Here is a 21774-nt window from a genome sequence, read left to right as displayed (position 1 = left end):
CCCGCCAGCTCTACACGTTCAACGCCGGTCGCTGACCGTTGAAGGTCGCTGAGCGTTGAAAGTCATTGACCGTTGAAAGTGAATTTTCGGTCCGGACCTTCACCCTCGACACCGACCGTGACAACCTGGCCGGCAACGATCTCTCCGAAGAGGATGCGCTCAGACAGAGCGTCTTCGATCTCGCGCTGGATGGCACGACGCAAGGGGCGCGCACCGAGCACCGGGTCGAAGCCAAGATCGGCCAGCAGATCGCATGCTTCGTCGGTGAGCTGCAGGTGCATGTCCTGCGCTTCCATACGCTTGGCCAGCTTCGCGATCATCAGGTCGACGATCTGCTTGATCTGATCCTTGTTCAGTGGCGGGAACACGATCGTGTCATCGACGCGGTTCAAGAACTCGGGGCGGAAGTGCTGCTTGAGCTCTTCATCAACCTTTGCCTTCATACGCGAGTAGTCATGCGTCAAGTTGTCAGCGGACTGGAAGCCCGTCAAAACACCCTTGTTGATGTCACGTGTACCAAGGTTCGTCGTCATGATGATGACCGTGTTCTTAAAGTCGACCTTGCGTCCCTGAGAGTCAGTCAGACGACCTTCTTCGAGGATCTGCAGTAGCGAGTTGAAGATGTCCGGGTGAGCCTTTTCAACCTCGTCGAAGAGGACGACAGAGAACGGCTTGCGGCGAACCTTTTCGGTCAGCTGGCCACCCTCGTCGTAACCGACGTAGCCAGGAGGAGCACCGAAAAGCCGCGATGCCGTGTGCTTCTCAGAGAACTCGGACATGTCCAGCTGGATCAGAGCATCTTCGTCACCGAACAGGAATTCGGCAAGCGCCTTCGCCAGCTCGGTCTTACCGACACCGGTCGGACCGGCGAAGATGAACGAGCCACCGGGACGGTTCGGATCTTTCAGTCCAGAGCGAGTACGGCGGATCGACTGCGACAGCGCGCGAACAGCTTCTTCCTGACCGATGACACGCTTGTGCAGCTCATCTTCCATCTTCAAAAGCTTCGTCGTCTCAGTCTGGGTCAGCTTGAAGACCGGGATGCCAGTCGACATGGCCAGGACCTCGGCGATCTCTTCTTCCGTGACCTCTGCGATGGAGTCGGATTCTCCGCCCTTCCAGGACGTTTCCTTCTCTTCACGCTGAGCAACCAGGTTAGATTCTTCGTCGCGCAGGCCGGCTGCCTTCTCGAAGTCCTGATCGTCGATCGCCGATTCCTTGTTGCGACGAACTTCGGCGATCTTCTCGTCAAGTTCACGCAACTCCGGCGGAGCGGTCATACGACGAATACGCAGGCGTGCGCCCGCCTCATCGACCAGATCGATGGCCTTGTCCGGCAGGAAGCGATCAGAGATGTATCGGTCCGCAAGTTCAGCGGCTGCCTTGATTGCTTCATCGGTGATGATGACGCGGTGGTGCGCCTCGTAGCGGTCACGCAAGCCCTTCAGGATTTCGACGGTTTCCTCAACGCTCGGCTCGTCGACCTTGACGGGCTGGAAGCGTCGCTCAAGCGCCGCATCCTTTTCGATGTACTTGCGGTACTCGTCGTTCGTGGTCGCGCCGATCGTCTGGAGCTCGCCACGCGCAAGCATGGGCTTGAGCATCTGGGCGGCGTCAATCGACCCTTCAGCGGCGCCCGCACCGACCAGGGTGTGAATTTCGTCGATGAAGAGGATGATGTCGCCACGCGTACGGATTTCCTTGAGAACCTTCTTCAAGCGTTCTTCAAAGTCGCCACGGTAGCGCGAGCCAGCGACTAGCGAACCCATATCCAGGCTGTAGATCTGGCGGTCCTTGATCGTTTCGGGCACATCACCGTGGACGATTGCTTGCGCCAGTCCCTCGACGACGGCGGTCTTACCCACGCCGGGTTCACCGATCAGAACCGGATTGTTCTTGGTGCGACGCGAGAGGACCTGCATGACGCGCTCCATCTCGATGCGACGGCCAATCACCGGGTCAAGCTTGTTATCGCGAGCAGCCTGGGTCAGGTTGCGACCGAACTGCTCCAGAACCGCAGAGTTCTGGCGTTCGTGTGTGGAGGACCCGCCAACGCCGGCGCCGACAGATTCGCGTCCTTCGCCTTCGCCGCGCTGGTATCCACTGAGTAGCTGGATCACGTTCTGGCGGACCTGGGAAAGGTCAGCGCCACGCTTGGTCAGGACCTGGGCGGCAACGCCTTCACCTTCTTTCAGTAGGCCGAGCAAAAGGTGTTCGGTGCCGATGTAGTTGTGGCCAAGCTGCAGTGCCTCACGCAGTGACAGCTCGAAGACTCGCTTTGCGCGCGGTGTGAAGGGAATGTGGCCTTCAACCGTCTTTTCGCCTTCGCCAATGATCTCAATGACGGACGCACGGACGTCGCCATCGTTAATGTCCATCATCGCGAGTGCCTTCGCGGCGACGCCTTCCCCTTCGGAGATCAGGCCGAGCAAAAGGTGCTCAGTCCCGATATAGTTGTGCTTGAGCCCGCGCGCTTCATCCTGCGCGAGGACGACGACGCGCCTAGCTCGGTCGGTAAACCGTTCGAACATGTCATTCCCTTTGTGTCCGGGGACCGCGCCAACGCGCGGAGTGATTCTTCAACTGAAACCACACTAAGCGAGCGCACGATTATATGCGCGTTAGTTCGCCATGGGGTGAAAAAGGAATATCGACGAGGCTGATCGGCTCCCGGCTGTTTCAGTTACGCTTCGGATTCCACCAGTACGGTGAACGGGCCATCATTGACCAGCGAAACTTCCATCATCGCGCCGAATTCGCCCGTTGCTACTTCGAGTCCGCGACCTCGTAAATCGGCGACAACCGCATCGACGAGAGGCTGCGCTTCATCGCCCGGGGCGGCATTCACCCACGAGGGGCGACGTCCCTTGCGCGTATCCCCGTAGAGCGTGAACTGCGAAACCACCAGGATCGGAGCACCGAGTTCCGAGGCGGACTGCTCATCACCGAGAATACGAAGTTCCGCGATTTTACGGGCGACAGTCGCAACTTGCTCCGCACCGTCTCCCCTTTTCACGCCGAGCAACACCATCAGACCCGGGCGATCAATCGCTCCGACAACCTGACCGTCAACAGACACGGAAGCGCTGGTCACGCGCTGAATAACCGCGCGCATCAGCGGGCTCCCAACGCGCCCAGGCCACCGATCGGCGACACGTCATGGCGACGCAGATCAGGATTATTCAAATCAGCGCCCGGACGCGTTTCGGGGGACATTGCAGATTTGCCATCAACGGGAACAATCAGTTCCTGAGCTGCAGCAATACCGTCCAAGTCGAACACCATCGACGCCGGAATGTTGCGCGCAAGCACCGCCAAAGCAATCGGACCAAACTCCGCATGGCGAGCAACAGAGGTCACGACACCAACAACTCGACCGTTCGATTCAATGCGAGTACCTACCTCGGGAAGGTCGCCTCGTGAACCATCAAGCTGCAGGAACGTCAGGCGACGCGGCGGACGCCCCAAATTGAGCACGCGAGCAATCGACTCCTGCCCGCGATAACAGCCCTTATTCGTGTGGACCGCAGTGCGCAGCCAATCGACCTCAGCCGGAATCGACCGCGCGTCCGTGTCGACACCCAAGCGCGGGCGCCACGCAGCAATACGCATCGCCTCCCACGCAAGGAACCCCGCAGGCTTCCGCTTCGCATCAGCGGCCAGCCAGTCGGTAACAAACTGCTTCGCCCCGTCGCGATGCACAACATGCAAACGTATCCGTGAGCGTTCGCCCGGATGAGAGCCCTGGAAGTATTCCGTGCCTCCCTCGGTCGTGCCCGGCCACGGATCGTTCCAGGTCAGCACGAGGCCGGGAAGCCCGGTAGCTGTATCCGTGTCACTGCCCGCGGTCGCGAACACCGTCACGTCAGAACGCACATCAACCCGCACGCGCAGAGCAAACTGCATCGAACGCAAGAATTCCGCTAGACCCCGGGTGTCATGGCCTTCGCAGATCAACCACGTATTCTCGCCGTCGTCCGCTACTGCAGCCTGGTGCTCAATATGACCCTGAGGATCCAGAACCAGAAGCTCCTTCGAATCCCCCGGGCCCATACCCGTGACAATCTGCGTCGTAATGCTGGTCAGCCACGTCTGACGATCCACACCAGACACGGTGATGACGCCCAAGTCTGCGCGATCCGTGATCGCGCGGCCCTCTTCCAAGGCCCACTGTTCCTCCAAAGGGTCGCCGTAATGCAGGGCAATCGGCGTCGCGGGGATCGCAAAGGTCTTTGGCTCCGCTCCTTCTTCAGGGGTGTCAGCGTCTTTAGCGCGGGTGTCCTGGTCCCCTAGATCGTCGGACGTGAGAATCGCACCCGGCCACGTGGCAAGCGGAGACAGCCACTCATCAGCAGGCGAATCCGACGTAGCGGAAGAAACGGGGGAATCAGACAAGGAAACCACTCTCAGCCTCGGCGTCAATTCCCTCAACGGCTTCGCCCGACGCGGTGTGCGCCTGCTCGGTACGCATCAGGCGACCCGAGAACTCAACTCCAGCTTCGCCACCGGCAATAGTCTTTTCCTGCGTCCACATGAGCTCACCCGCGACCAGGCCGTACATGCGCCCCAGGTGCTCGACCTCTTGCGCCTTCGCGTCGCGCGCAATCGCATCCGACACCATCTGCACGCGCGGGCCAACTCCCACGCCCGCCCACAGCACACCAAGACCATTCGTCAGAGCCGAAGTCGCCGTGAATTCGCGCGACACATACTGACCCGGAGGAGGCAGCTCACCCGTAGTCGGCATCACCGACACGTACATCGTCTCTTCGACCAGAAGCTGACCGCGACCAATGTGCGACAGCCCCTCGGCAGCATCCCACGTCGGCTCAATCTCAACGCCGGGAGCCGGAAGACCCTGGTAAATCGACGTGGTGAAACGCATCTGCTCACCACAAATCTCACCGCGCATCTCTTCAATGATCGCAGTATCCGTTTCAGCGCCTGCGACCATGCCCCAGCCCTTCCACGTACCGAGCATCCAGGCGAGAGGAGCAAGAGCAACAGGCAAATCAGCAGGAATAACCATCATGGAAATTAGCCTAAAGGTTTGCGCGCGCCCATGCGATATTTGGGTTCGTCACCACCGCGTCAGTCAGCAGTTTCGAGGCTCGAAGCGAGGATTTGGCTCAGATGCCACCGATGCGGATCAACGCGTAAATCGGAATCGCGGCAACCAAGAACTTTGCGCAGGCGCGACCCAGCGCCCCTGTCGGCGGGCGACGCGTCGTGTGATCACCCAGCAGACCATCAAGAACCACAATCGTCACACCAACAGCCACACCTTCAAGCAGACCGAAAAGAGCGGCCGCCGGAATCGGACCGATGACGGAGGCAAGGCCCGGAAGAATAATCGGCGTCATCTGCGATGCACGACCGGCAATATATGCGACAACACCAATGATTGCGCCCGAGATCGCTCCCACCGAAAGCGCACCAATCGACTGCGAACGATAGGTGTGGCCAATCTGGTCTCCCCACACAATCAGCGCAATCAAGACCGCGGCAACGGGGATCATCACGCTCCACTGCTCAAGAGAATTCAACGTGATCCACGCAGCCGACGCGGCAATCAGAATCAAGGCTCCAATCGCGGAAGCAAGAGTCAAAGAGGTCGGACGCTCATTGGGACGAGTCTTCACTCGGCGTAGCACCATCACATCGGCCTCATCGACTGATTCACCTGCGATAAGAGCTTCCTGAAGAGCCCGCTCACGCTGGCGTTGCGCAATCGTTTCAGCACAATTCTCACCCGTGATAAACGAGTGATTCGTTGGCGTTGGAGCCGTGAAAATCACCGAAGCAACAATCACAACAACCGACGCCCCGATCACCGGAACGCCATATTTTAAGTCGCCCGTCAGCGCGACCGTCATCGGCAGAACAGCTGCTGAAAGCGCCAACGCGATAATCGTGAGGGGAGGAAGATCCAGACCGGTAAGCGCACCCCACGTGAAGGCAAGAACAACACCGATCAGAGCAATCAGGGGAGCAAACGTCAAAGACGTTGCCGGCAACGCCCACACGACCACGGTCAGAATCGAGAAAAGAAGAACGATGACCGCGGATAAGCGCATACCGGTCGCGATCGACAGGGTTGCCATCGAAAGGCGGTCGCTTAAACCGCGACGCCCTCGATGAGAATGGGGCGTCAAGGCACGTCGAGTGGGAACAGACTCCATACGATTCATGGTCGCACATTTTGGTGGGATGTCCCACCTGTCCTCCCCTCGCTGGCGAGGCTCGCATTACGTATGCTTGTACGCGCACCGAGTTGTTAAGCCCCGGGCTCCAAACTCTGCCGCTACGAGCGGCCTTCGCGCCGACAGGCGCTTTCGGCTCGGTGTCTAGTCGTTGAAAAGTGGCTACGATGGGTTTCCTGTCGTGGCCACTTTTTCTATTCCGCCCGTTCCCTGTAGGCCCCTGTGAACGCCAAGGGATAAAACAAGGCTGGCCCGGGTGTTTCACCCGGGCCAGGCCTCGTCAATATGATCGCGGACGGCATTGCTACGTTCACACCGAAATCAGTGAAGTAGCAGCTCAGTCTGCGTGGGGCGACGACTCCACCAAACGGCGGACGGTCGCCAGCGGTGTCAGATCAGCGGGTAGCGGACAATCGTCGCTTCACGACCAGCGCCGACGCCGATCGACTGAATGCGACAGCGCGACAGCTCTTCGAGGCGCGCAATGTAATCCTGCGCGTTCTTCGGCAACTCTTCGAAGGTACGGCAACCGGTAATGTCCTCTTCCCAACCGGGCAGTTCTTCGTACACCGGGACAGCGTTCTCGAAACCGACCTGGTCAAGAGGCATTTCTTCCATGCGGGTGCCATCGACCTCATAGGCGACGCAGACCGGAATGGTCGGATAGCCAGAAAGGACGTCGAGCTTCGTCAGGCAGATGTCAGTCAGGCCGTTGATGCGGGTCGCGTAGCGCATGACAACCGCGTCGAACCAGCCGGTGCGGCGAGCACGACCGGTGGTCACACCAAATTCGCCACCCTTGTGACGCAGGGCCTCACCGACCTCGTCATCAAGTTCTGTCGGGAACGGGCCTTCACCCACGCGCGTCGTGTACGCCTTCGCAACACCGACAACGCGGTCGATGCGGGTCGGGCCAACACCGGTGCCAGTCAGCGCACCGCCGGCGGTCGGGTTCGACGAGGTCACGAACGGGTATGTGCCATGGTCGATGTCGAGCATGGTGGCCTGACCACCTTCAAAAAGCACCGTGTCGCCACGATCAAGCGCCTCATTCACTTCGAGAGACGCATCGCAGACCATCGGGCGGATACGATCAGCGTATGCGAGCAGTTCTTCAGTGACGGTGTCAGGATCGAGGGTTTCCATGCCGACGGCTGCGAAAACCTCATTTTTCGGAGCGAGAGCTGCCTCGATCTTCTCGCTCAGTGTCTTCGGGTCGAACAGATCCTGAATGCGAATGCCGACGCGGTTCATCTTGTCCGCGTAGGTCGGGCCGATGCCACGGCCGGTTGTGCCGATCTGGTTCTTCCCACGAGCGCGCTCGTTCGCCTGGTCCATCAGACGGTTGTAGCTGGGGATGATGTGAGCGTTGGAGGAAATCTTCAGGCGCGAGCAGTCAACGCCACGCGATTCCATTTCTGCCAGTTCCTGGAACAGAACATCAATGTCGACGACGACGCCGTTGCCGATGATCGGGGTAACGCCCTTGGATAGAATGCCCGCGGGTAGCAGGTGCAGTGCGTACTTTTCACCGTCGATGACGACAGTGTGACCGGCGTTGTTACCGCCGTTGAACTTCACGACATAGTCAGTGTTCTGGCCGAGCTGGTCGGTCGCCTTACCTTTACCTTCGTCGCCCCACTGGGCACCGAGCACGATCACGGCTGGCATGGGTTTCTCCCCGATATTCTTGCTATACGTACGACTATGGCCGCACCTCGCACAATTCTACCGAGTTTTACGCCAGGGCGTGAGCAGTAACCGTTCCGCAGGTTATTCCAGAAGAACGCTCCTACTCGCAGAACTCCACATGCGGAGAACGTGGACACTTAGAGTTTCTGGAAAGACGTTGTTAACGAGTCGATGTTGGACGTTGATACGACGCGAGTAGTAACCGCTTAAGTCTGTAACCAGCCACTCATAATTCGAGCGATACAGATTGGCTCGAGCAGCAGTGGCAGTAACAGCGGACACGCTAACGCGTACGCCTTCACGTACGCTTTAAGCATTAGAAATCTTACTCCGCCCCCTTCGGCGGGTGGCGTTTGCTTGGGCGGGCGGCCTCGCCGCCGAAGTGGCTGAGCCTTTGCTTCACGCCCCGCATCCTTCAGCGCGCGACGCAGAATGATCTCAATCTGCGCGTTCACACTGCGTAGATCGTCTGCCGCCCACTTAGACAACGCCTCGTGGACGGCAGGATCTAAGCGCAGAAGAATCTGCTTGCGCTCATTCTTCGGAGTCATTTACTCACCCGGCGACTCACACTCCCCAGTACCAACCCAGCAGGTCAGTACAGTGAGCCCGCATTCACAACCGGCTGAGTGCGCTGGTCAGAGCAGAGCACGACCAGCAGGTTCGATACCATCTGAGCCTTGCGTTCATCATCCAGCGACACGATGTCATTGTCTTCCAGACGGTTCAGCGCCTGCTCAACCATGGTGACCGCGCCTTCGACGATCTGCTCACGGGCAGCGATCACAGCACCGGCCTGCTGGCGCTGCAACATTGCCTGCGCAATTTCGGGCGCGTAAGCGAGAGACGAAATACGAACCTCGACGATTTCAAGACCGGCCAGTTCAACGCGAGCCGCAACTTCGCGCGCAAGTTCAGCCGAGACAACGTCTGTACCGCCACGTAGCGAGGTTTCGCCCGGGCCGGGCTCGTCATAGGGGTGCGAAGTGGCGACGTGACGCAACGCCGACTCCGCCTGAGCCTTGATGAATTCCTCGTACTGCTCGACCGCGAAGACCGCGCGCGCCGTGTCAGCAACCTGCCACACGACGATCGCCGCAATGTTCACCGGGTTACCGTCGGAATCGTTGACTTTCAGCTCGCTCGTCTCGAAGTTGTGGACCTTGACGGAGACCTTCTTGCCATTCGTAAACGGTGGTACCAGCACCAAGCCCGTCTTGCGAACCGTGCCAATGTACTTGCCGAAGAACTGGCGAACCGAGGTCTGGCCGGGAGAGATGACCGCCAAGCAGGGCATTAACAGCATGACGAGGAGGGACATGACCGAACCGGAAATGATCCTTGCGACACCACCCGCTTCGTCAACGTCAGCCGCGATCACGCCTATAACGAACAGGTAGATCGAGTAGGCGAAACCTGCGAGCAGGATCAAGGCGGTCGGGAAGGCGATCGCCGATCCGAGTGCCGGCGCCTTCTTTTCCGTAATATTCACGCGCGCCTCTGCTTCAGCAAACGCGTTGTCAGCTACACCTTTGACGTTGATGTGCTCTTCCTGAGCCACCGAGTGCGACATCAGTTCTCCTTTGCGACCCGCGCTAGCCGGTCGACTAGCTCTACACGAATGCGATATCAATATGATATCTATTTTTCACTCCGCGTCAATAGTGAGTTTTCGACTGGGCACAAGTGGGCGGCCTCGTGCATCATTCGCGGTCGCGGACTATCGATAATTCGCGAGGCCACGCGCGCAACTCCAGCCGAAAATACGTGCTCGCGCAGAATGCGTGGCACATCTGATCAGCTGAAGGCAACCCGGCTGAGCGCTAAGGAAAGAAGAAACATGCAAGGCGACAAAAAAGAAAAGACGTACAAGGCGACAAAAACGGGCTTTCACCTGGGAAAACATCACCTTACACAACAAAATCCGAGGCCCGTCATCGCCAAACTCCGCCGAGCACCCACACATGCCTCGCGCCCGCGCTCTTACGCAAGGGAAAACACGGGAACGATGAAAAAGCTGGCGACGCCTATCTCAGCTGGCGACGCCTAGCTCAGCTAGCACGCCTAGCTCGCCAGGCAATGCCTACTGTAGTTGACGGTTACCTCACTTAACCGCGGCAGCCTCCGCGCGGACGGAGGCGACCTCGTACAGGGCGATGCCGGTTGCGACGGCGGCGTTCAACGATTCGACCGCGGACGAGATCGGGATGGACACAATCTGGTCGCAGGTTTCGCGGACCAGTCGGGACAGGCCCGCCCCTTCAGCGCCGGTGACAACGACCAGTGGCGCGTCGGCGAGCTTCAACCCGCGCAACGAGGCGTCTCCCCCGCTGTCAAGGCCGATGACGAACATACCGTTCTTCTTGCACTCCTCGAGGGCACGGACCAGGTTGGTTGCGCGCGCGACGGGAACTCGGGCGGCTGCGCCAGCGGAGACCTTCCACGCGGTGGTGTTGACACCTGCGGAGCGACGTTCCGGGATGATGACGCCGTCAGCACCGAATGCTCCGGCGGAACGGAGAACCGCGCCCAGGTTGTGCGGGTCGGTCACCTGGTCAAGCGCGACCAGCAGGGGCGTTCCGACCTTCTGGAAGGACCCGACGATCAGGTCTTCGACGTGCGAATATTCGTATCCGCGCACCTCAACGGCTACGCCCTGGTGGACAGCACCGTCAGTTGCGACGTCGAGATCGCGACGGGTGACCTCGAAAACGGGGGCACCCATGTGGGTGGCGAGGCGAATGACCTCTTCGACGCGGTCGTCTTTCACGTTGTCGAGCACGAAGACACGTTCAATCGGCACGTTGGCGCGGACGGCTTCAGCGACGGGGTTGCGACCGGCAATCAGTTCGTGGCCGGGGGCGACCTTGATGGATGACTTGGCGCGCGCGCGTGCGATCGCTGCTTCCCGAGCTTCGCGTGCTTCCCGCTGGATCTTGCGCTTGTGCGCGGGATGGTAAGTCCGGTCTTCAGCCTTCGGGGTCGGCCCCTTACCTTCGAGCCTACGACGCGAGTGCCCGCCGGTGCCGACTTTCGCGCCCTTCTTCGATCCGGGTTTGCGCACTGCGCCACGACGACCGTCGTTTCCCGCCATGAGTTTCACCTATCGTTCGTTGGTCTCGCCTCCCGGCGAGCAGCTCAGATAGCAAGCCTATCCGCTCCCCGACTGTTTTCCCGCACGATATCGCCATTTGCGGTAGGTATCACGGCGCACTTTCTCTTGTTCACCAATTGACGAGGCCGGGAACGCCAGCGATTTCCAGCTTTCGCTCCGATTATCGGCCTTGGCAATTCCTCGCGCGAGAGACGTGCCTGCGATCAACGGAAGGTCAGGCGAGTTTCCAGGTTGCTCCATCGCGCCCGTCAGCGACTTCGATTCCCGCGTTCGCGAGGCGGTCACGAAGAGCGTCTGCGCGTGCCCAGTCCTTTTCGGCGCGAGCCTGCGCACGTTCTTCGATGACGGCCTGAACGAGGGTGTCGAGCGCGTCGTGTTCGCCAGATCCCGCACCTCCAGCTGTGCCAGCGGAGCCCAGTCCGCTTCGCCACTGCTCGGATGCGGGGTCAAGTCCGAGAACATCAAGCATGGAGCGCACCAACTGCTGTTCACGTCGGACCGCTTCGGTGTCACCCGCTTCGATGGCGACGTTGCCGGCCTTCATGTGCTCGTGGATGACGGCAAGTGCTCCGGCCACGTTCAGGTCATCGTCCATTGCGGTCACGAAGCCTTCGGGTAGCTCGGACGCAGGCAGTGCAATTTCGGAAGCGGGAACCTCGCCTGCAATCGCGATCGCGCGTTCCACGAAGGCGGAAAACTTCGCCCATGCAGCGGCAGCTACTGGCACAGTTTCGGGGCCCCACTCGATGGCACTGCGGTGATGAACGGTCGAAAGCGCCCAACGAACGGCAGCAGCCGGATACTCTGCAGTCAGAGCGTCGATGGAGAGCACATTACCCAGCGACTTCGACATTTTCTCGCCCTTTATGGTAACCCACGCGTTGTGAACCCAGAGGCGAGCGAATCCCCAACCTGCGCCGTGTGACTGCGCTTGTTCGTTCTCATGGTGCGGGAATCGCAAGTCGATTCCACCGCCGTGAATATCGAATTCGTCGCCCAAATAGCGCCGCGACATCGCAGAGCATTCAAGATGCCAGCCCGGGCGGCCTCGTCCCCACGGAGAATCCCAGGCCGCAGTTTCCGGCTCGCTTGCTTTGGCTGCCTTCCAGAGCGCGAAGTCGCGAGGATCGCGCTTGCCCGCTTCCACGGCGGCGTCAATCTGCGCCTCGTCTTCGGTGGTGCGCATGTCATCGAGCTTCTGGCGGGTCAGCGACCCGTAATCGTCCTGGCTGGCGACGGAGAAGTAGACGTTGCCCTGACCGTCGGCGTAGGCGTGCTCGCGCTCGATCAGGCGGTTAATCAGGTCAATCTGGTCCGGAATATGACCGGTCGCGTGAGGTTCGTAGGTCGGTGGCAGAACACCGAGGGTCTCGTACGCTTCGGTGAATTCACGCTCGAAACGCTGCGCCCACGCCCACCATTCAACGCCCGCGTCGGCGGACTTGTTGAGGATTTTGTCATCAATGTCGGTGACGTTGCGGATGTATGTGACATCCAGACCATTGCGCTTCAGCCAACGAATCAGCGAGTCGAACGCGACGGCCGCGCGCAGGTGTCCGACGTGCGGCGCACCCTGCACCGTCGCGCCACATAAGTAAATCCCCACTTTCCCCGGGTTTACAGGAATCAGTGGCTGCAGGGTGGCGGACTTCGAGTCGTACAGGTGAAGCGTCATAGTGCCATGCTACCTGCGTCAGCTCCCACGGTACGAGGCCGCCTCCACTTTTAGGACTGCGTAACGCGACGAAAGGGCGGGGTGGCGTAGGGGACAAGCGTTTCGGGAACTCAGTTTCCGGGCGTGATCTTTTCTTCGATCAGAGCACGCAGGGCGTCGGCGTCGTTCGGCAGGCTCACGACGCGTTGCTCACCACCCTCAATATCGGCGAATCGGGCGGGAACGATAGGCTCGTGGCCGGTTGCCTCGCGGATCGTGTCGGCAAACTTCACGGGAAGCGCAGTTTCCATGACGACGGTCGCCCCGTCCACATGCGGTGCCCACTGGCGTGCGACGTGCATGCCGTCCGCGGTATGCGGGTCCAGCAGATAGCCGTCGTTTTCTTCGGTGAAGAGAATCTGTTCTAGGCGGTGGGCATGGTTTGAGGTGCCCGACACGAAGCCGTAGTTTTCGCCAAGGGTGGCAAATTCTTCAGTGCCGGACAGATCGAAGAAGCCGTCTAAGTTCAGGGCCTCACCGAACAGCTGAGCGGTACGCTCCCCGTCGCGACCAAGCAGGTCGAAGATAAAGCGCTCGAAGTTGGATGCCTTCGAAATATCCATCGACGGCGACGAGGTTGCCAGTGTTTGGGCCGAAGAACGAACGCGGTAGACACCGGTGCGGAAAAACTCGTCAAGAACATCGTTCTCGTTCGTAGCCACAACAAGCATTCCCAATGGCAAGCCCATCTGTCGCGCCACGTGGGCTGCGCAAATATTGCCGAAGTTGCCCGAGGGAACGACGACGTTCACTCGGCAATCCAGGTCGAGACCACCGTCCGCGCCTCGTGCCACCTGCAACCAGGTCGCGACGTAATACACGACTTGGGCGAGCAGGCGCGCCCAATTGATCGAGTTGACCGCGCCTAGGTGCCATTTCGCCTTAAAGTCGGGGTCCATGTTGACCGCCTTGACCAAGTCCTGACAGTCATCGAATACGCCCTCAACTGCGACGTTCACAATGTTGTCGTCCAGCAGGGAGAACATTTGCGCGCGCTGGAATGCTGTCATGCGTCCGGCCGGAGTGAGCATAACGACCGACAGGCCATTCCGGCCTCGTAGCGCGTACTCAGCAGCAGAGCCAGTATCGCCGCTGGTCGCACCCACAATCGTCAGCCAATCTCCACGACGGTCGAGCTCGTACTCGAAGAGTTCGCCGAGCAACTGCATCGCCATGTCCTTGAAGGCTGCCGTCGGACCATTCGACAGGTGCGACACCCAGACTCCGGACTGGAGGTGCGTGACCGGAACGATCGCCGGCTCACTGAACGCGGGCGCGCGGTAGGCGCGAGCGGTAATCGCCTTCAGGTGCTCGGAGGGAATGTCGTCAATGAACAGTTCGAGGACGCGGGCAGCGAGCGCCGCATAGCCTTCATCTGCGAGGACTCGGCTGAATTCTTCGAGGTCTGTCGCCCCCAGTTGCGGGTAGCTTTCAGGCATGTAGAGGCCACCGTCGGGGGCGAGTCCTTCCAGAAGGATGTCGCTGAACGAGCGCGCGTTGTCGGCCGAAGATTGGCGAGTCGAAATGTACCGCATGCGCCGATCCTATCGGGGTCAGGCTGTCGCGCGGGCCCCGTCCCAAATCCGCGTCGCACCGGCTAGCCTTAAAGCATGACTGACACCGCTCACTCCGCTCCCGTCCCCTTCCGCATTGGCCAAGCGATCGACGTTCACGCGTTCACAGTCGCAGACGAGTGTGGGATTCTGCCCGACAAGACGCTCATGCTCGCGTGTTTGGAGTGGCCGGGCGAAACCCCACTGGAGGGTCACTCTGATGGCGACGTTGCAGCTCACGCGGTGTGCGACGCGATTTTAGCGGCGACCGGTCTGGGCGAAATGGGAAGCGTGTTCGGGACCAGTCGACCCGAGTGGTCGGGCGCATCCGGCGAACAGTTCCTTGTCGAGGTATGCCGAATGGCGCGCAAAGCTGGCTGGCACGTCGGTAATGCGACCGTGCAGGTGATCGGCACAAAGCCTCGCATGGCTGCGCGTCTGCCCGAAGCATGCCAGCGGATGAGCGAGATCGTCGGCGCTCCCGTTTCCGTCAGCGCCACGACGACGGACGGGCTTGGGTTTACGGGACGAGGCGACGGCTTGGCAGCAACAGCGGTTGCGCTCGTCGTTCGGGCTCAGTAGTTCGCCAGCGCAAACGAGGTTCCGCGGGGAAACCGCGGGCGAGTACCCGCGAAGAAAACGGCGGTCGAGATCCCCCGCGACAAGCGCACCTCAAGAATCGGGAAGAGAACAGAGGCGAGCAGGCAGAAAGAATCAGCCCGCTACTCCCCCATTACTTTTCGAGGTGCTCCAGGTGTGCCTTGTCTGCTTTGACCGGAATGGTCAGAAGCAAGCCAACGGCGAGGATCAGGATGATACCGAGGATGCCCCAGTAGGTGTAGTCGCCACCGGTGGACTGCGTCTTGCCGATCTTCAGAAAGACACCGTACATGAACGGTGCCAGGAAAGAGACGGCACGGCCGGTGGTCGCGTACAGGCCGAAGACTTCGCCTTCACGACCTGCGGGGATGATACGGCCGAGGAACGAACGGGATGCCGACTGGGTTGGGCCGACGAAAATGCAGAGCAACAGGCCAAGGCTCCAGAAGATAATCGAGCCGTGCGCGTGGAAGAAGAAGACGCCCAGGCCGAAAACGACCATCGAAGCGAGCGAGAAGATAATGACCTTTTTCGGGCCAATCTTGTCGTCCAGAGCGCCGAAGCCGATGGTGGCTAGACCCGCCACAACGTTCGCGGCGATTGCGAAGACCATGACGTCACCGGCGGAGAAACCGAACGCGGACTTTGCCAGGATTGCACCGAAGGTGAAAACGCCTGCCAGTCCGTCGCGGAAGACGGCGGAAGCCAGCAAGAAAAACAGTGTGTGCGGTGCTTCGCGGTGCAGGCCTTTCACGGTCTGCCAGAGCATACGGTAGGAGTCGAGCAGAGATTCTTTCGAATCATCGTGGTGCAGGACCGATGGTTTCGGCGGGTGCAGCACGACCGGCAGGGCGAAGAGACCGAACCAGAGTGCCGCGATGATCATCGCGATACGAATATTCAGACCGTTGTCGGTGGACACACCCAGCAGGTTCGGCCCAATCAAGCCAACGTAGAGGATGAGTAGCAGGACGATGCCACCAACATAGCCGGCTCCCCAGCCAAGGCCGGAGATACGCCCCATGTCCTTCTTATCAGCCAGGTGGTTGAGCATCGCGTTGTAGTTCACGGACGCGAACTCGAAGAAGATATTGCCGACGCCCAGCAGTGAAATACCGAGCCAGAGTGACGCGTTCGGCCCGATCGACGATTCGGGGGCGACGAAGAACATGGCGAGCATCGACAGGACAACCGCACCGGTAAACCAGCCGAGCCAGACACCGCCCTTACCGCGACGGTCTGCGCGCTGGCCGGTAATCGGCGCGAGAAGAGCGATGATGAGGCCCGCGACGGTCAACCCGATCGACAGACGCGAGTTCGCGGTGCCCGCATCGGTGAACAGTCCATCGCTGGTCAGGTAGGTGGAGAAGACGAAAGTGGTGGCGACAGCGTTGAACGCTGCCGACCCCCAGTCCCACGCTGCCCATTCAATGACGGGGCGCGTCAGGATTTTCGTTTTTTCTTTTGATGCCACTGGGGTGTTTGGGGTGGATGACATTCGTTTCTCCTCGGACATACGTCCGCTGCTTTGGGCGCTGTCAGTGTTGCTGACATCTGGAACTTAACACGAAGAGGAGAGAAATTTGATTTCTTGAACGTTTTGTGGACGTACAAGTTGGTCGCATTATCTGCCTTGCGTCCCCGTTCTAGTCCCTCATTGACGAGGCCACACCGGGCATCTTTCTTACCCCGCGGTGGCAGGCAAGCTGACAGTTTTCAGGATTGATCGAGTAGAAGTGTTGCGAGCGCAAGGTCGAGCCGGGTTGTGACTTTCATGGATAGAAGGTCGCCAGGGACTGTCATCACTTGGCCACCTGCGTCTTCCACAAGACCCGCGTCATCGGTCGCCGCTGTACGTTCATTTGCTGCACGAATCCGGGCGGACTCGTGCGCTTCGCGCAAGGTGGACCACGCGAATCCTTGAGGTGTCTGCACGCTGACAAGGGTGGAACGGTCGAGGGTTGCCACCACCGGGCGCAGTCCGATGTCTAGGTGTGCTGACGCGGTGGAGTCGCCAACTTGTTTAAGCGTGTCGGTCACTGGCAGAACCGGGATGACGGCGTTGTATCCCGACGTGACGGCTGCGATGACGCGACGAATCGCGTCTGGCGGAGTCAAAGCTCGCGCGGCGTCGTGAACAAGGACGGGGGTTGAAGCGTCAAGGCACATCCCGTGGGTTTCGGCGAGGGTCTCTAACGCATCCAGTCCGAGGGCAACTGAGGCTTGACGCGACGCGGATGATCCGGCAACGACAAGAACAGGTACTGAACAGGATTCGCCTTGCCCGCTTGTAAGCGTGATACGTCCATCTGGAAAGTAAGTGGCGAAAGTATCGACCTGATCGGCGGGCGCTGTCACGACGATGCCTGCAACACCAGCTTGAGCTAGCCCGCGGGCGGATCGTTCAAGAAGAGTAGTGCCAGCAAGCTCAACAAGAGCTTTGGGGCCGTCACACCCCAAACGGGTGCCGGAGCCTGCTGCTGTCAGGACTGCAAGAGCGGTTGACATTGAGGATCCGAAGTGTGACGGGTCAGGTCACTCAGCGTCTACGGCGCCTTCAGGGGTAATACGACCTTCGGCGAGGATTTCGTCAAGGCGAGTAGCTGCCTGTTCTTCGGTGATGTTACGCGCCAACGCAAGTTCGGAGCAGAGGATTTGACGAGCCTTGGTCAGGGTACGCTTTTCACCAACGGAAAGCTTCTTCAGATCGTCGCGACGCGTCAGGTCACGAACAACTTCAGCGACCTTCACGATGTCGCCGGTTGCGATCTTTTCTTGGTTTGCCTTGAAACGGCGGGACCAGTTGGTGGGCTCTTCAACGTAGGGGGCGCGAAGAACCTTCAGAACCTCTTCCAGGCCATCTTCACCGACAACTTCACGCACGCCAACAAGGTCAACGTTATTTGCGGGAACCTGAATGGTCATGTCGCCCTGTTCGACGCGCAAGGTCAAGAACGTGATCTCTTCACCACGCAACGTGCGCGAAGAGATCTCTTCGATCGTGGCTGCACCGTGGTGCGGATAAACGACCGTCTGACCAATTTCGAACGTCATGAGAGCTCCCTGCAGATATGCGACTAGCGGATACAAGTCTACCATTTGCACCCGTTTCCTACCCGACTAGGCGCTGGCGGACCGAAGCCACTCACGAGGGGCGGGCGCTCAATCCACCCCCGCGATCGACTTCACATGTGGATTCAAATCAGCACAATACACATGGGGCGAACCCGCTTTCGCGGATCCGCCCCACTCGTTCAGCTATCTAGATGCTCACTTGCCCTGGTTGGCGACAGCAGCAATCTTTGCTTCTGCCTCGGGATCCAGGTAGGTGCCACCCTTCTTGATCGGCTTGAGGGTTTCCTCATCCAGCTCATAAACAAGCGGGATACCGGTCGGGATGTTGACGCCTGCAATATCCTCATCGGAGATTTCGTCGAGGTGCTTGACGATGGCGCGCAACGAGTTGCCGTGTGCGGCGATCATGACGGTCTTGCCGGTCTTGATTGCCGGGACGATGGTGCCGTCCCAGTACGGGAGCAGGCGCTCGAGGACGTCCTTCAGGCATTCGGTCATCGGGATCGGCTCGCCTGCGTAACGCGGGTCGGTGTCCTGACTAAATTCGGAGCCAGCTTCGATTGCCGGTGGCGGAACGTCGTAGGAACGACGCCACTGCATGAACTGATCCTCGCCGTATTCGTCTCGGATTTCTTTCTTGTTCTTACCCTGAAGAGCACCGTAGTGGCGCTCGTTCAGACGCCAGTTACGCTCAACCGGGATCCAGTGACGATCGGCAGCATCGAGTGCGAGGTTCGCGGTCATGATTGCGCGGCGCAACATCGAGGTGAACAGGAGGTCCGGCAGAACGCCAGATTCCTTGAGGAACTCACCACCACGTGCGGCTTCGGCGCGGCCCTTTTCGGAGAGCGGCACGTCAACCCAGCCGGTGAAGAGGTTCTTTGCATTCCATTCGCTCTCGCCGTGGCGGAGCAGCACCAGTGTGTATGTCATGGCGTCATTCTTCCATCTTCGAGGGGCGTTGTCATAGATCCCAAGGACCTATCTCAGGCGTGAGCCTTCTCAAACTTCGCGACGATGTCGGCGGGGATGCGCCCACGGTCGGAAACGTGGATTCCGTTTTTTGTGGCCCATGCGCGAATTTCACCTGCGCGCGACAGAGCTGTCGACGAGGCCACGCGTGAACCGCGGATTGCTCGACCACCGATACGGCGCGATGAAGAAATCCACTTTTCAAAATCAGCGGACATTTCAGAAATGTGTTCTTCCGAGAGGTCAATTTCGTAGGTCACACCCTGGAATGAGAATGCAACGGTGTCTTTTGCAGGAGTTCCATCAATATCGTCAACGAGAACGACGTGCGTCTTCTTCATAAGGGATCCTATTCACTCATTGGTGTTCGATTGTTATTGTCCGGAGACAATCGAATTATCTGAAGAAGAATATAAAATAAAAAAGAAACCTACGCAACCGTTTTAAATTGCAAAATTGAATATTTATAAAGTGAGACTAGATTTGAGAGTTAATTGACCAAAACTCTCCGATCCTTCTTCTCCTCTTCACCGACAACAACGCTGGCTCGAATTGCCGCACATACTTCGATAATCCAACTGTCGACATCAACGACTCTGATGACAACCAACAACCCGGTCACAATTGCCGAAGACTACGCAATGACGCAATACATGCCAGGTGGTCAAATTGACCTGATGATGGGTCGTGGAACTACAGGTTCGGTTTACCCGTGGTTCGGAAAAGATATTCGCAACGGTATTCCGTTGGCCATTGAAAACTACGCTCTTCTACGCCGTTGATGGAGCGAAGATAATGTCGATTGGCGCGGTACATTCCGTACGCCTTTGCGCAAGGCATACGTGAACTTTTTGGACGTTTGGCACTTTCTGTTCAAACTTCACATGACAAACCGCGAGATTCCGCCGTTTCTCAGCCAGAGAATGATTCATCTCTACTCGATAACTCTTCTGAATCGGATATAGTTGAGACCTTGCGTCTCAGGTAGCGACGAACGTTGCCTCAGACCAAGAAACCTCGCATTGGCTTGGGTTTACTGACTTTGAAACGTCGCTGAAGGGATGATCATGAGACGCGATGCTCGCGGACGTGCGTGGGAAACGTATTTCGTGACCACGGCACGTCTGACGAACGCTATCGAAGCCGAGCTGAAGGCGGAGTGCCAAGTTACTCAGCCCGAATATAACGTGCTCCTTCAGGTGGCACGAGCTGGCGATAAAGGCATTCGCCCCTCCGCTTTGGCTCATGAGGTTGTATTCAGCCCCTCACGCCTGACGCACACTGTAAATCGGCTTGTCTCTCGCGGATACGTGGAGCGTACGACGTGCGCCGGTGACGGACGTGGTGGCCTGATTCTAATGACGGATGCTGGCAAGAAGTTCTTCGAAAAGGCTGCTGACGTGCACCGTGAGGTCGTTCGAGAGATCGTACTGAACGACCTGAGCGTAGAAGAGGTCACCGTGCTCAACGAAGTGTTTAGTCGCATCGCTCGACGCATCGACGACCATATGGCCTGACCCGCCTATGCCTTCCAACCGCTTGCCTACCCTGCCCTATTGGGTTCGCTATATCAGCGCGACCCTTGCGACGGGGGTTACCGCCGGAATTGTTGGCTGGCTGTGTACTCGCCTTCTGCATGGAGTCGAGGCAGTGGTGTGGAATCATCACTCGGGCACATTCCTTGATTCTGTTTCTGCCTCCGTTTCATGGCATCGCCCCTTGATCCTGCTTGTTGCTGGCGTGTTAGGGGCTATTTCGTGGACTGTGATGTTCCGGAAGAATCCTCAGCTGACCAGTGTGAAGGCTGGGGTTGAGGGAGAGACGCTACCTCCGCTTCGAACCATCTGGCATGCGCTGACGCAGATTGTCTTGGTTGGCATGGGAGCTTCGATTGGTCGTGAGGTTGCTCCTCGTGAAGTAAGTGCCTCGCTCTCTTCCTGGATATCTTCGCACTGCGGGTTGTCCGCTGAGGATCGCAGAATTATTGTCGCGTGTGGTGCGGGTGCCGGCTTGTCGGCTGTGTATTCGATTCCTATTTCCGGTGCTGTTTATGCTCTGGAAATTCTGCTTTTGTCCAAGCGCCCGAAGGCGGTTGTGACCGCTTCTTTTATTGCTGTTCTTTCCGTATTGGTGTCTACCGGCTGGCATCGACCTGCACCCTTTTATTCGGTTGAGCCTTTGAAGACGTCGTGGGGTCTTGTCGTCTGGGCGCTGATCATGGGACCCGTTTTGGGTGCGCTGGGTGAATTGTTCCGAACGTGGGTTGACCGGTGCGAACAGGCTAAGCCTCGATCTGCTCACCTTCTTTGGTCACTTCCGCTAGCGTTCGTCGTTGTTGGTCTTATTGCGATGGTGATTCCTTCGGTGCTCGGCAATGGGCAGGCGAGTGCTCAGACGCAGTTTGATGCTCGCTGGCTAGCTGGCGCTGGTTTGGTCACGGCACTATTGGTCCTTGTGGCGAAAACATTCACGACTCTTGTGACGATTCGTGCTGGGGCGTGGGGTGGAACGCTGACTCCTGGAGTCGCCTTGGGTGCCGGTATTGGCGCGGTGACTGGTTTGGTGTGGCAACAGGTTGTTCCCAGCGTATCGGTGGCTGCGTGTGTGTTTATTGGTGCTGCGGTTTTCTTGGGTTCGTCGATGGCAGCTCCCTTAACCGGTTTGACTCTGGTTTTCGAGTTCACCGGTTTTGCAGGTCTTCCCATTGTTGGTTCTACTGGAATCGCGTTGGTTGGTTCGGTGTTGATGACCGCGTGGATCCGCAAGAGGCGCGAGGCTCGCAGGCTTGCCGAAGTCCACGCAACCGCGTCGATTCCACCTCTTCCTTCTTCTGATTGACGAGGCCGCGCA

At 58.8% G+C, this 21774-nt stretch carries 20 protein-coding genes; 4 read left to right on the top strand and 16 right to left on the bottom strand.

Features of this window, described 5'->3' with window-relative positions:
• Window positions 1–62: 62 nt before the first annotated feature.
• The 11 genes from PG731_RS06395 to thrC all read right to left on the bottom strand — a co-directional run bounded on the left by PG731_RS06395 (window position 63) and on the right by thrC (window position 14259).
• A complete protein-coding gene (locus tag PG731_RS06395; protein WP_270772874.1) occupies window positions 63–2531 on the bottom strand; it encodes an ATP-dependent Clp protease ATP-binding subunit in 2469 nt (822 codons plus the stop codon).
• Between the two features lie 152 nt (window positions 2532–2683).
• Entirely contained in the window at window positions 2684–3115 is a 432-nt protein-coding gene (dtd, locus tag PG731_RS06390; RefSeq protein ID WP_270772872.1) for a D-aminoacyl-tRNA deacylase, read from the bottom strand.
• A complete protein-coding gene (gene ygfZ, locus PG731_RS06385; protein WP_442952663.1) occupies window positions 3115–4404 on the bottom strand; it encodes a CAF17-like 4Fe-4S cluster assembly/insertion protein YgfZ in 1290 nt (429 codons plus the stop codon). The genes dtd and ygfZ overlap by 1 nt, the downstream gene beginning before the upstream one ends.
• Window positions 4388–5032 carry an FABP family protein gene (locus PG731_RS06380; RefSeq protein WP_270772870.1) on the bottom strand — a complete coding sequence of 215 codons (645 nt, stop codon included), beginning with the start codon at window positions 5030–5032 and terminating at the stop codon, window positions 4388–4390. Before PG731_RS06380 ends, ygfZ begins: the two co-directional genes overlap by 17 nt.
• A 97-nt stretch (window positions 5033–5129) precedes the next feature.
• Window positions 5130–6191, bottom strand: a complete 1062-nt coding sequence (locus PG731_RS06375) for a hypothetical protein (RefSeq protein ID WP_270772868.1) — start codon at window positions 6189–6191, stop codon at window positions 5130–5132.
• Between the two features lie 402 nt (window positions 6192–6593).
• Window positions 6594–7874, bottom strand: coding sequence for an adenylosuccinate synthase (locus tag PG731_RS06370; protein WP_270772866.1), 1281 nt, complete (start codon window positions 7872–7874; stop codon window positions 6594–6596).
• Window positions 7875–8101: 227 nt separating this feature from the next.
• Window positions 8102–8446 carry a hypothetical protein gene (locus PG731_RS09235; protein ID WP_442952662.1) on the bottom strand — a complete coding sequence of 115 codons (345 nt, stop codon included), beginning with the start codon at window positions 8444–8446 and terminating at the stop codon, window positions 8102–8104.
• 44 nt (window positions 8447–8490) lie between these two features.
• Window positions 8491–9468 carry an SPFH domain-containing protein gene (locus PG731_RS06355; RefSeq protein ID WP_270772864.1) on the bottom strand — a complete coding sequence of 326 codons (978 nt, stop codon included), beginning with the start codon at window positions 9466–9468 and terminating at the stop codon, window positions 8491–8493.
• Window positions 9469–9999: 531 nt separating this feature from the next.
• Window positions 10000–10989 (bottom strand): 23S rRNA (guanosine(2251)-2'-O)-methyltransferase RlmB, encoded by a 990-nt coding sequence (gene rlmB / locus PG731_RS06350; protein WP_270772863.1) that lies wholly within the window; start codon window positions 10987–10989, stop codon window positions 10000–10002.
• 235 nt (window positions 10990–11224) lie between these two features.
• The gene (gene cysS, locus PG731_RS06345; RefSeq protein ID WP_270772862.1) at window positions 11225–12685 is read right to left on the bottom strand and encodes a cysteine--tRNA ligase; all 1461 of its coding nucleotides are present in this window, start codon (window positions 12683–12685) and stop codon (window positions 11225–11227) included.
• Between the two features lie 110 nt (window positions 12686–12795).
• Window positions 12796–14259: a threonine synthase gene (gene thrC, locus PG731_RS06340; RefSeq protein ID WP_270772861.1), complete on the bottom strand. Its 1464-nt coding sequence runs from the start codon at window positions 14257–14259 to the stop codon at window positions 12796–12798.
• Window positions 14260–14334: 75 nt separating this feature from the next.
• Here thrC and ispF point away from each other — a divergent pair, with 75 nt between their 5' ends.
• Entirely contained in the window at window positions 14335–14859 is a 525-nt protein-coding gene (gene ispF / locus PG731_RS06335; protein WP_270772859.1) for a 2-C-methyl-D-erythritol 2,4-cyclodiphosphate synthase, read from the top strand.
• Between the two features lie 151 nt (window positions 14860–15010).
• Here ispF and PG731_RS06330 read toward each other — a convergent pair whose 3' ends face one another.
• The 5 genes from PG731_RS06330 to PG731_RS06310 all read right to left on the bottom strand — a co-directional run bounded on the left by PG731_RS06330 (window position 15011) and on the right by PG731_RS06310 (window position 19265).
• On the bottom strand, window positions 15011–16375 hold the full coding sequence (locus PG731_RS06330) for an MFS transporter (RefSeq protein ID WP_270772857.1): 1365 nt from the start codon (window positions 16373–16375) through the stop codon (window positions 15011–15013).
• Between the two features lie 218 nt (window positions 16376–16593).
• Complete coding sequence (locus PG731_RS06325; protein ID WP_270772855.1) at window positions 16594–17385, bottom strand: IspD/TarI family cytidylyltransferase; 792 nt, start codon at window positions 17383–17385, stop codon at window positions 16594–16596.
• 27 nt (window positions 17386–17412) lie between these two features.
• On the bottom strand, window positions 17413–17931 hold the full coding sequence (locus tag PG731_RS06320) for a CarD family transcriptional regulator (protein ID WP_270772854.1): 519 nt from the start codon (window positions 17929–17931) through the stop codon (window positions 17413–17415).
• A 216-nt stretch (window positions 17932–18147) separates the two neighbouring features.
• Window positions 18148–18885 carry a phosphoglyceromutase gene (locus tag PG731_RS06315; RefSeq protein ID WP_006680733.1) on the bottom strand — a complete coding sequence of 246 codons (738 nt, stop codon included), beginning with the start codon at window positions 18883–18885 and terminating at the stop codon, window positions 18148–18150.
• A gap of 53 nt (window positions 18886–18938) precedes the next feature.
• Window positions 18939–19265: a histone-like nucleoid-structuring protein Lsr2 gene (locus tag PG731_RS06310; protein ID WP_270772853.1), complete on the bottom strand. Its 327-nt coding sequence runs from the start codon at window positions 19263–19265 to the stop codon at window positions 18939–18941.
• A 153-nt stretch (window positions 19266–19418) separates the two neighbouring features.
• Between PG731_RS06310 and PG731_RS06305 the strand changes: the two genes are divergently transcribed.
• From PG731_RS06305 to PG731_RS06295, 3 genes are all read left to right on the top strand, one after another.
• Window positions 19419–19706 (top strand): LLM class flavin-dependent oxidoreductase, encoded by a 288-nt coding sequence (locus PG731_RS06305; RefSeq protein WP_270772852.1) that lies wholly within the window; start codon window positions 19419–19421, stop codon window positions 19704–19706.
• A gap of 285 nt (window positions 19707–19991) precedes the next feature.
• Window positions 19992–20441, top strand: a complete 450-nt coding sequence (locus PG731_RS06300; protein ID WP_270772851.1) for a MarR family winged helix-turn-helix transcriptional regulator — start codon at window positions 19992–19994, stop codon at window positions 20439–20441.
• A gap of 7 nt (window positions 20442–20448) precedes the next feature.
• Window positions 20449–21762: a chloride channel protein gene (locus PG731_RS06295; protein ID WP_270772850.1), complete on the top strand. Its 1314-nt coding sequence runs from the start codon at window positions 20449–20451 to the stop codon at window positions 21760–21762.
• The last annotated feature ends 12 nt before the right edge of the window (window positions 21763–21774 follow it).

The sequence above is a fragment of the Pauljensenia sp. OF14-1SRA genome, from assembly GCF_027694595.1.
Taxonomy (GTDB): domain Bacteria; phylum Actinomycetota; class Actinomycetes; order Actinomycetales; family Actinomycetaceae; genus Pauljensenia; species Pauljensenia turicensis_B.
This window is presented reverse-complemented; position numbering and strand designations above follow the sequence as displayed.

Bases quoted from the DNA above. Each gene is read 5' to 3' on its own strand.
- PG731_RS06330 (WP_270772857.1), bottom strand. From the start codon at position 16,375: ATGTCATCCACCCCAAACACCCCAGTGGCATCAAAAGAAAAAACGAAA.
- PG731_RS06325 (WP_270772855.1), bottom strand. From the start codon at position 17,385: ATGTCAACCGCTCTTGCAGTCCTGACAGCAGCAGGCTCCGGCACCCGT.
- PG731_RS06320 (WP_270772854.1), bottom strand. From the start codon at position 17,931: ATGACGTTCGAAATTGGTCAGACGGTCGTTTATCCGCACCACGGTGCA.
- thrC (WP_270772861.1), bottom strand. From the start codon at position 14,259: ATGCGGTACATTTCGACTCGCCAATCTTCGGCCGACAACGCGCGCTCG.
- PG731_RS06395 (WP_270772874.1), bottom strand. From the start codon at position 2,531: ATGTTCGAACGGTTTACCGACCGAGCTAGGCGCGTCGTCGTCCTCGCG.
- rlmB (WP_270772863.1), bottom strand. From the start codon at position 10,989: ATGGCGGGAAACGACGGTCGTCGTGGCGCAGTGCGCAAACCCGGATCG.
- ispF (WP_270772859.1), top strand. From the start codon at position 14,335: ATGACTGACACCGCTCACTCCGCTCCCGTCCCCTTCCGCATTGGCCAA.
- PG731_RS06315 (WP_006680733.1), bottom strand. From the start codon at position 18,885: ATGACATACACACTGGTGCTGCTCCGCCACGGCGAGAGCGAATGGAAT.
- PG731_RS06355 (WP_270772864.1), bottom strand. From the start codon at position 9,468: ATGTCGCACTCGGTGGCTCAGGAAGAGCACATCAACGTCAAAGGTGTA.
- PG731_RS06375 (WP_270772868.1), bottom strand. From the start codon at position 6,191: ATGAATCGTATGGAGTCTGTTCCCACTCGACGTGCCTTGACGCCCCAT.
- PG731_RS06370 (WP_270772866.1), bottom strand. From the start codon at position 7,874: ATGCCAGCCGTGATCGTGCTCGGTGCCCAGTGGGGCGACGAAGGTAAA.
- PG731_RS06310 (WP_270772853.1), bottom strand. From the start codon at position 19,265: ATGAAGAAGACGCACGTCGTTCTCGTTGACGATATTGATGGAACTCCT.
- PG731_RS06380 (WP_270772870.1), bottom strand. From the start codon at position 5,032: ATGATGGTTATTCCTGCTGATTTGCCTGTTGCTCTTGCTCCTCTCGCC.
- PG731_RS09235 (WP_442952662.1), bottom strand. From the start codon at position 8,446: ATGACTCCGAAGAATGAGCGCAAGCAGATTCTTCTGCGCTTAGATCCT.
- cysS (WP_270772862.1), bottom strand. From the start codon at position 12,685: ATGACGCTTCACCTGTACGACTCGAAGTCCGCCACCCTGCAGCCACTG.
- PG731_RS06295 (WP_270772850.1), top strand. From the start codon at position 20,449: ATGCCTTCCAACCGCTTGCCTACCCTGCCCTATTGGGTTCGCTATATC.
- dtd (WP_270772872.1), bottom strand. From the start codon at position 3,115: ATGCGCGCGGTTATTCAGCGCGTGACCAGCGCTTCCGTGTCTGTTGAC.
- PG731_RS06300 (WP_270772851.1), top strand. From the start codon at position 19,992: ATGAGACGCGATGCTCGCGGACGTGCGTGGGAAACGTATTTCGTGACC.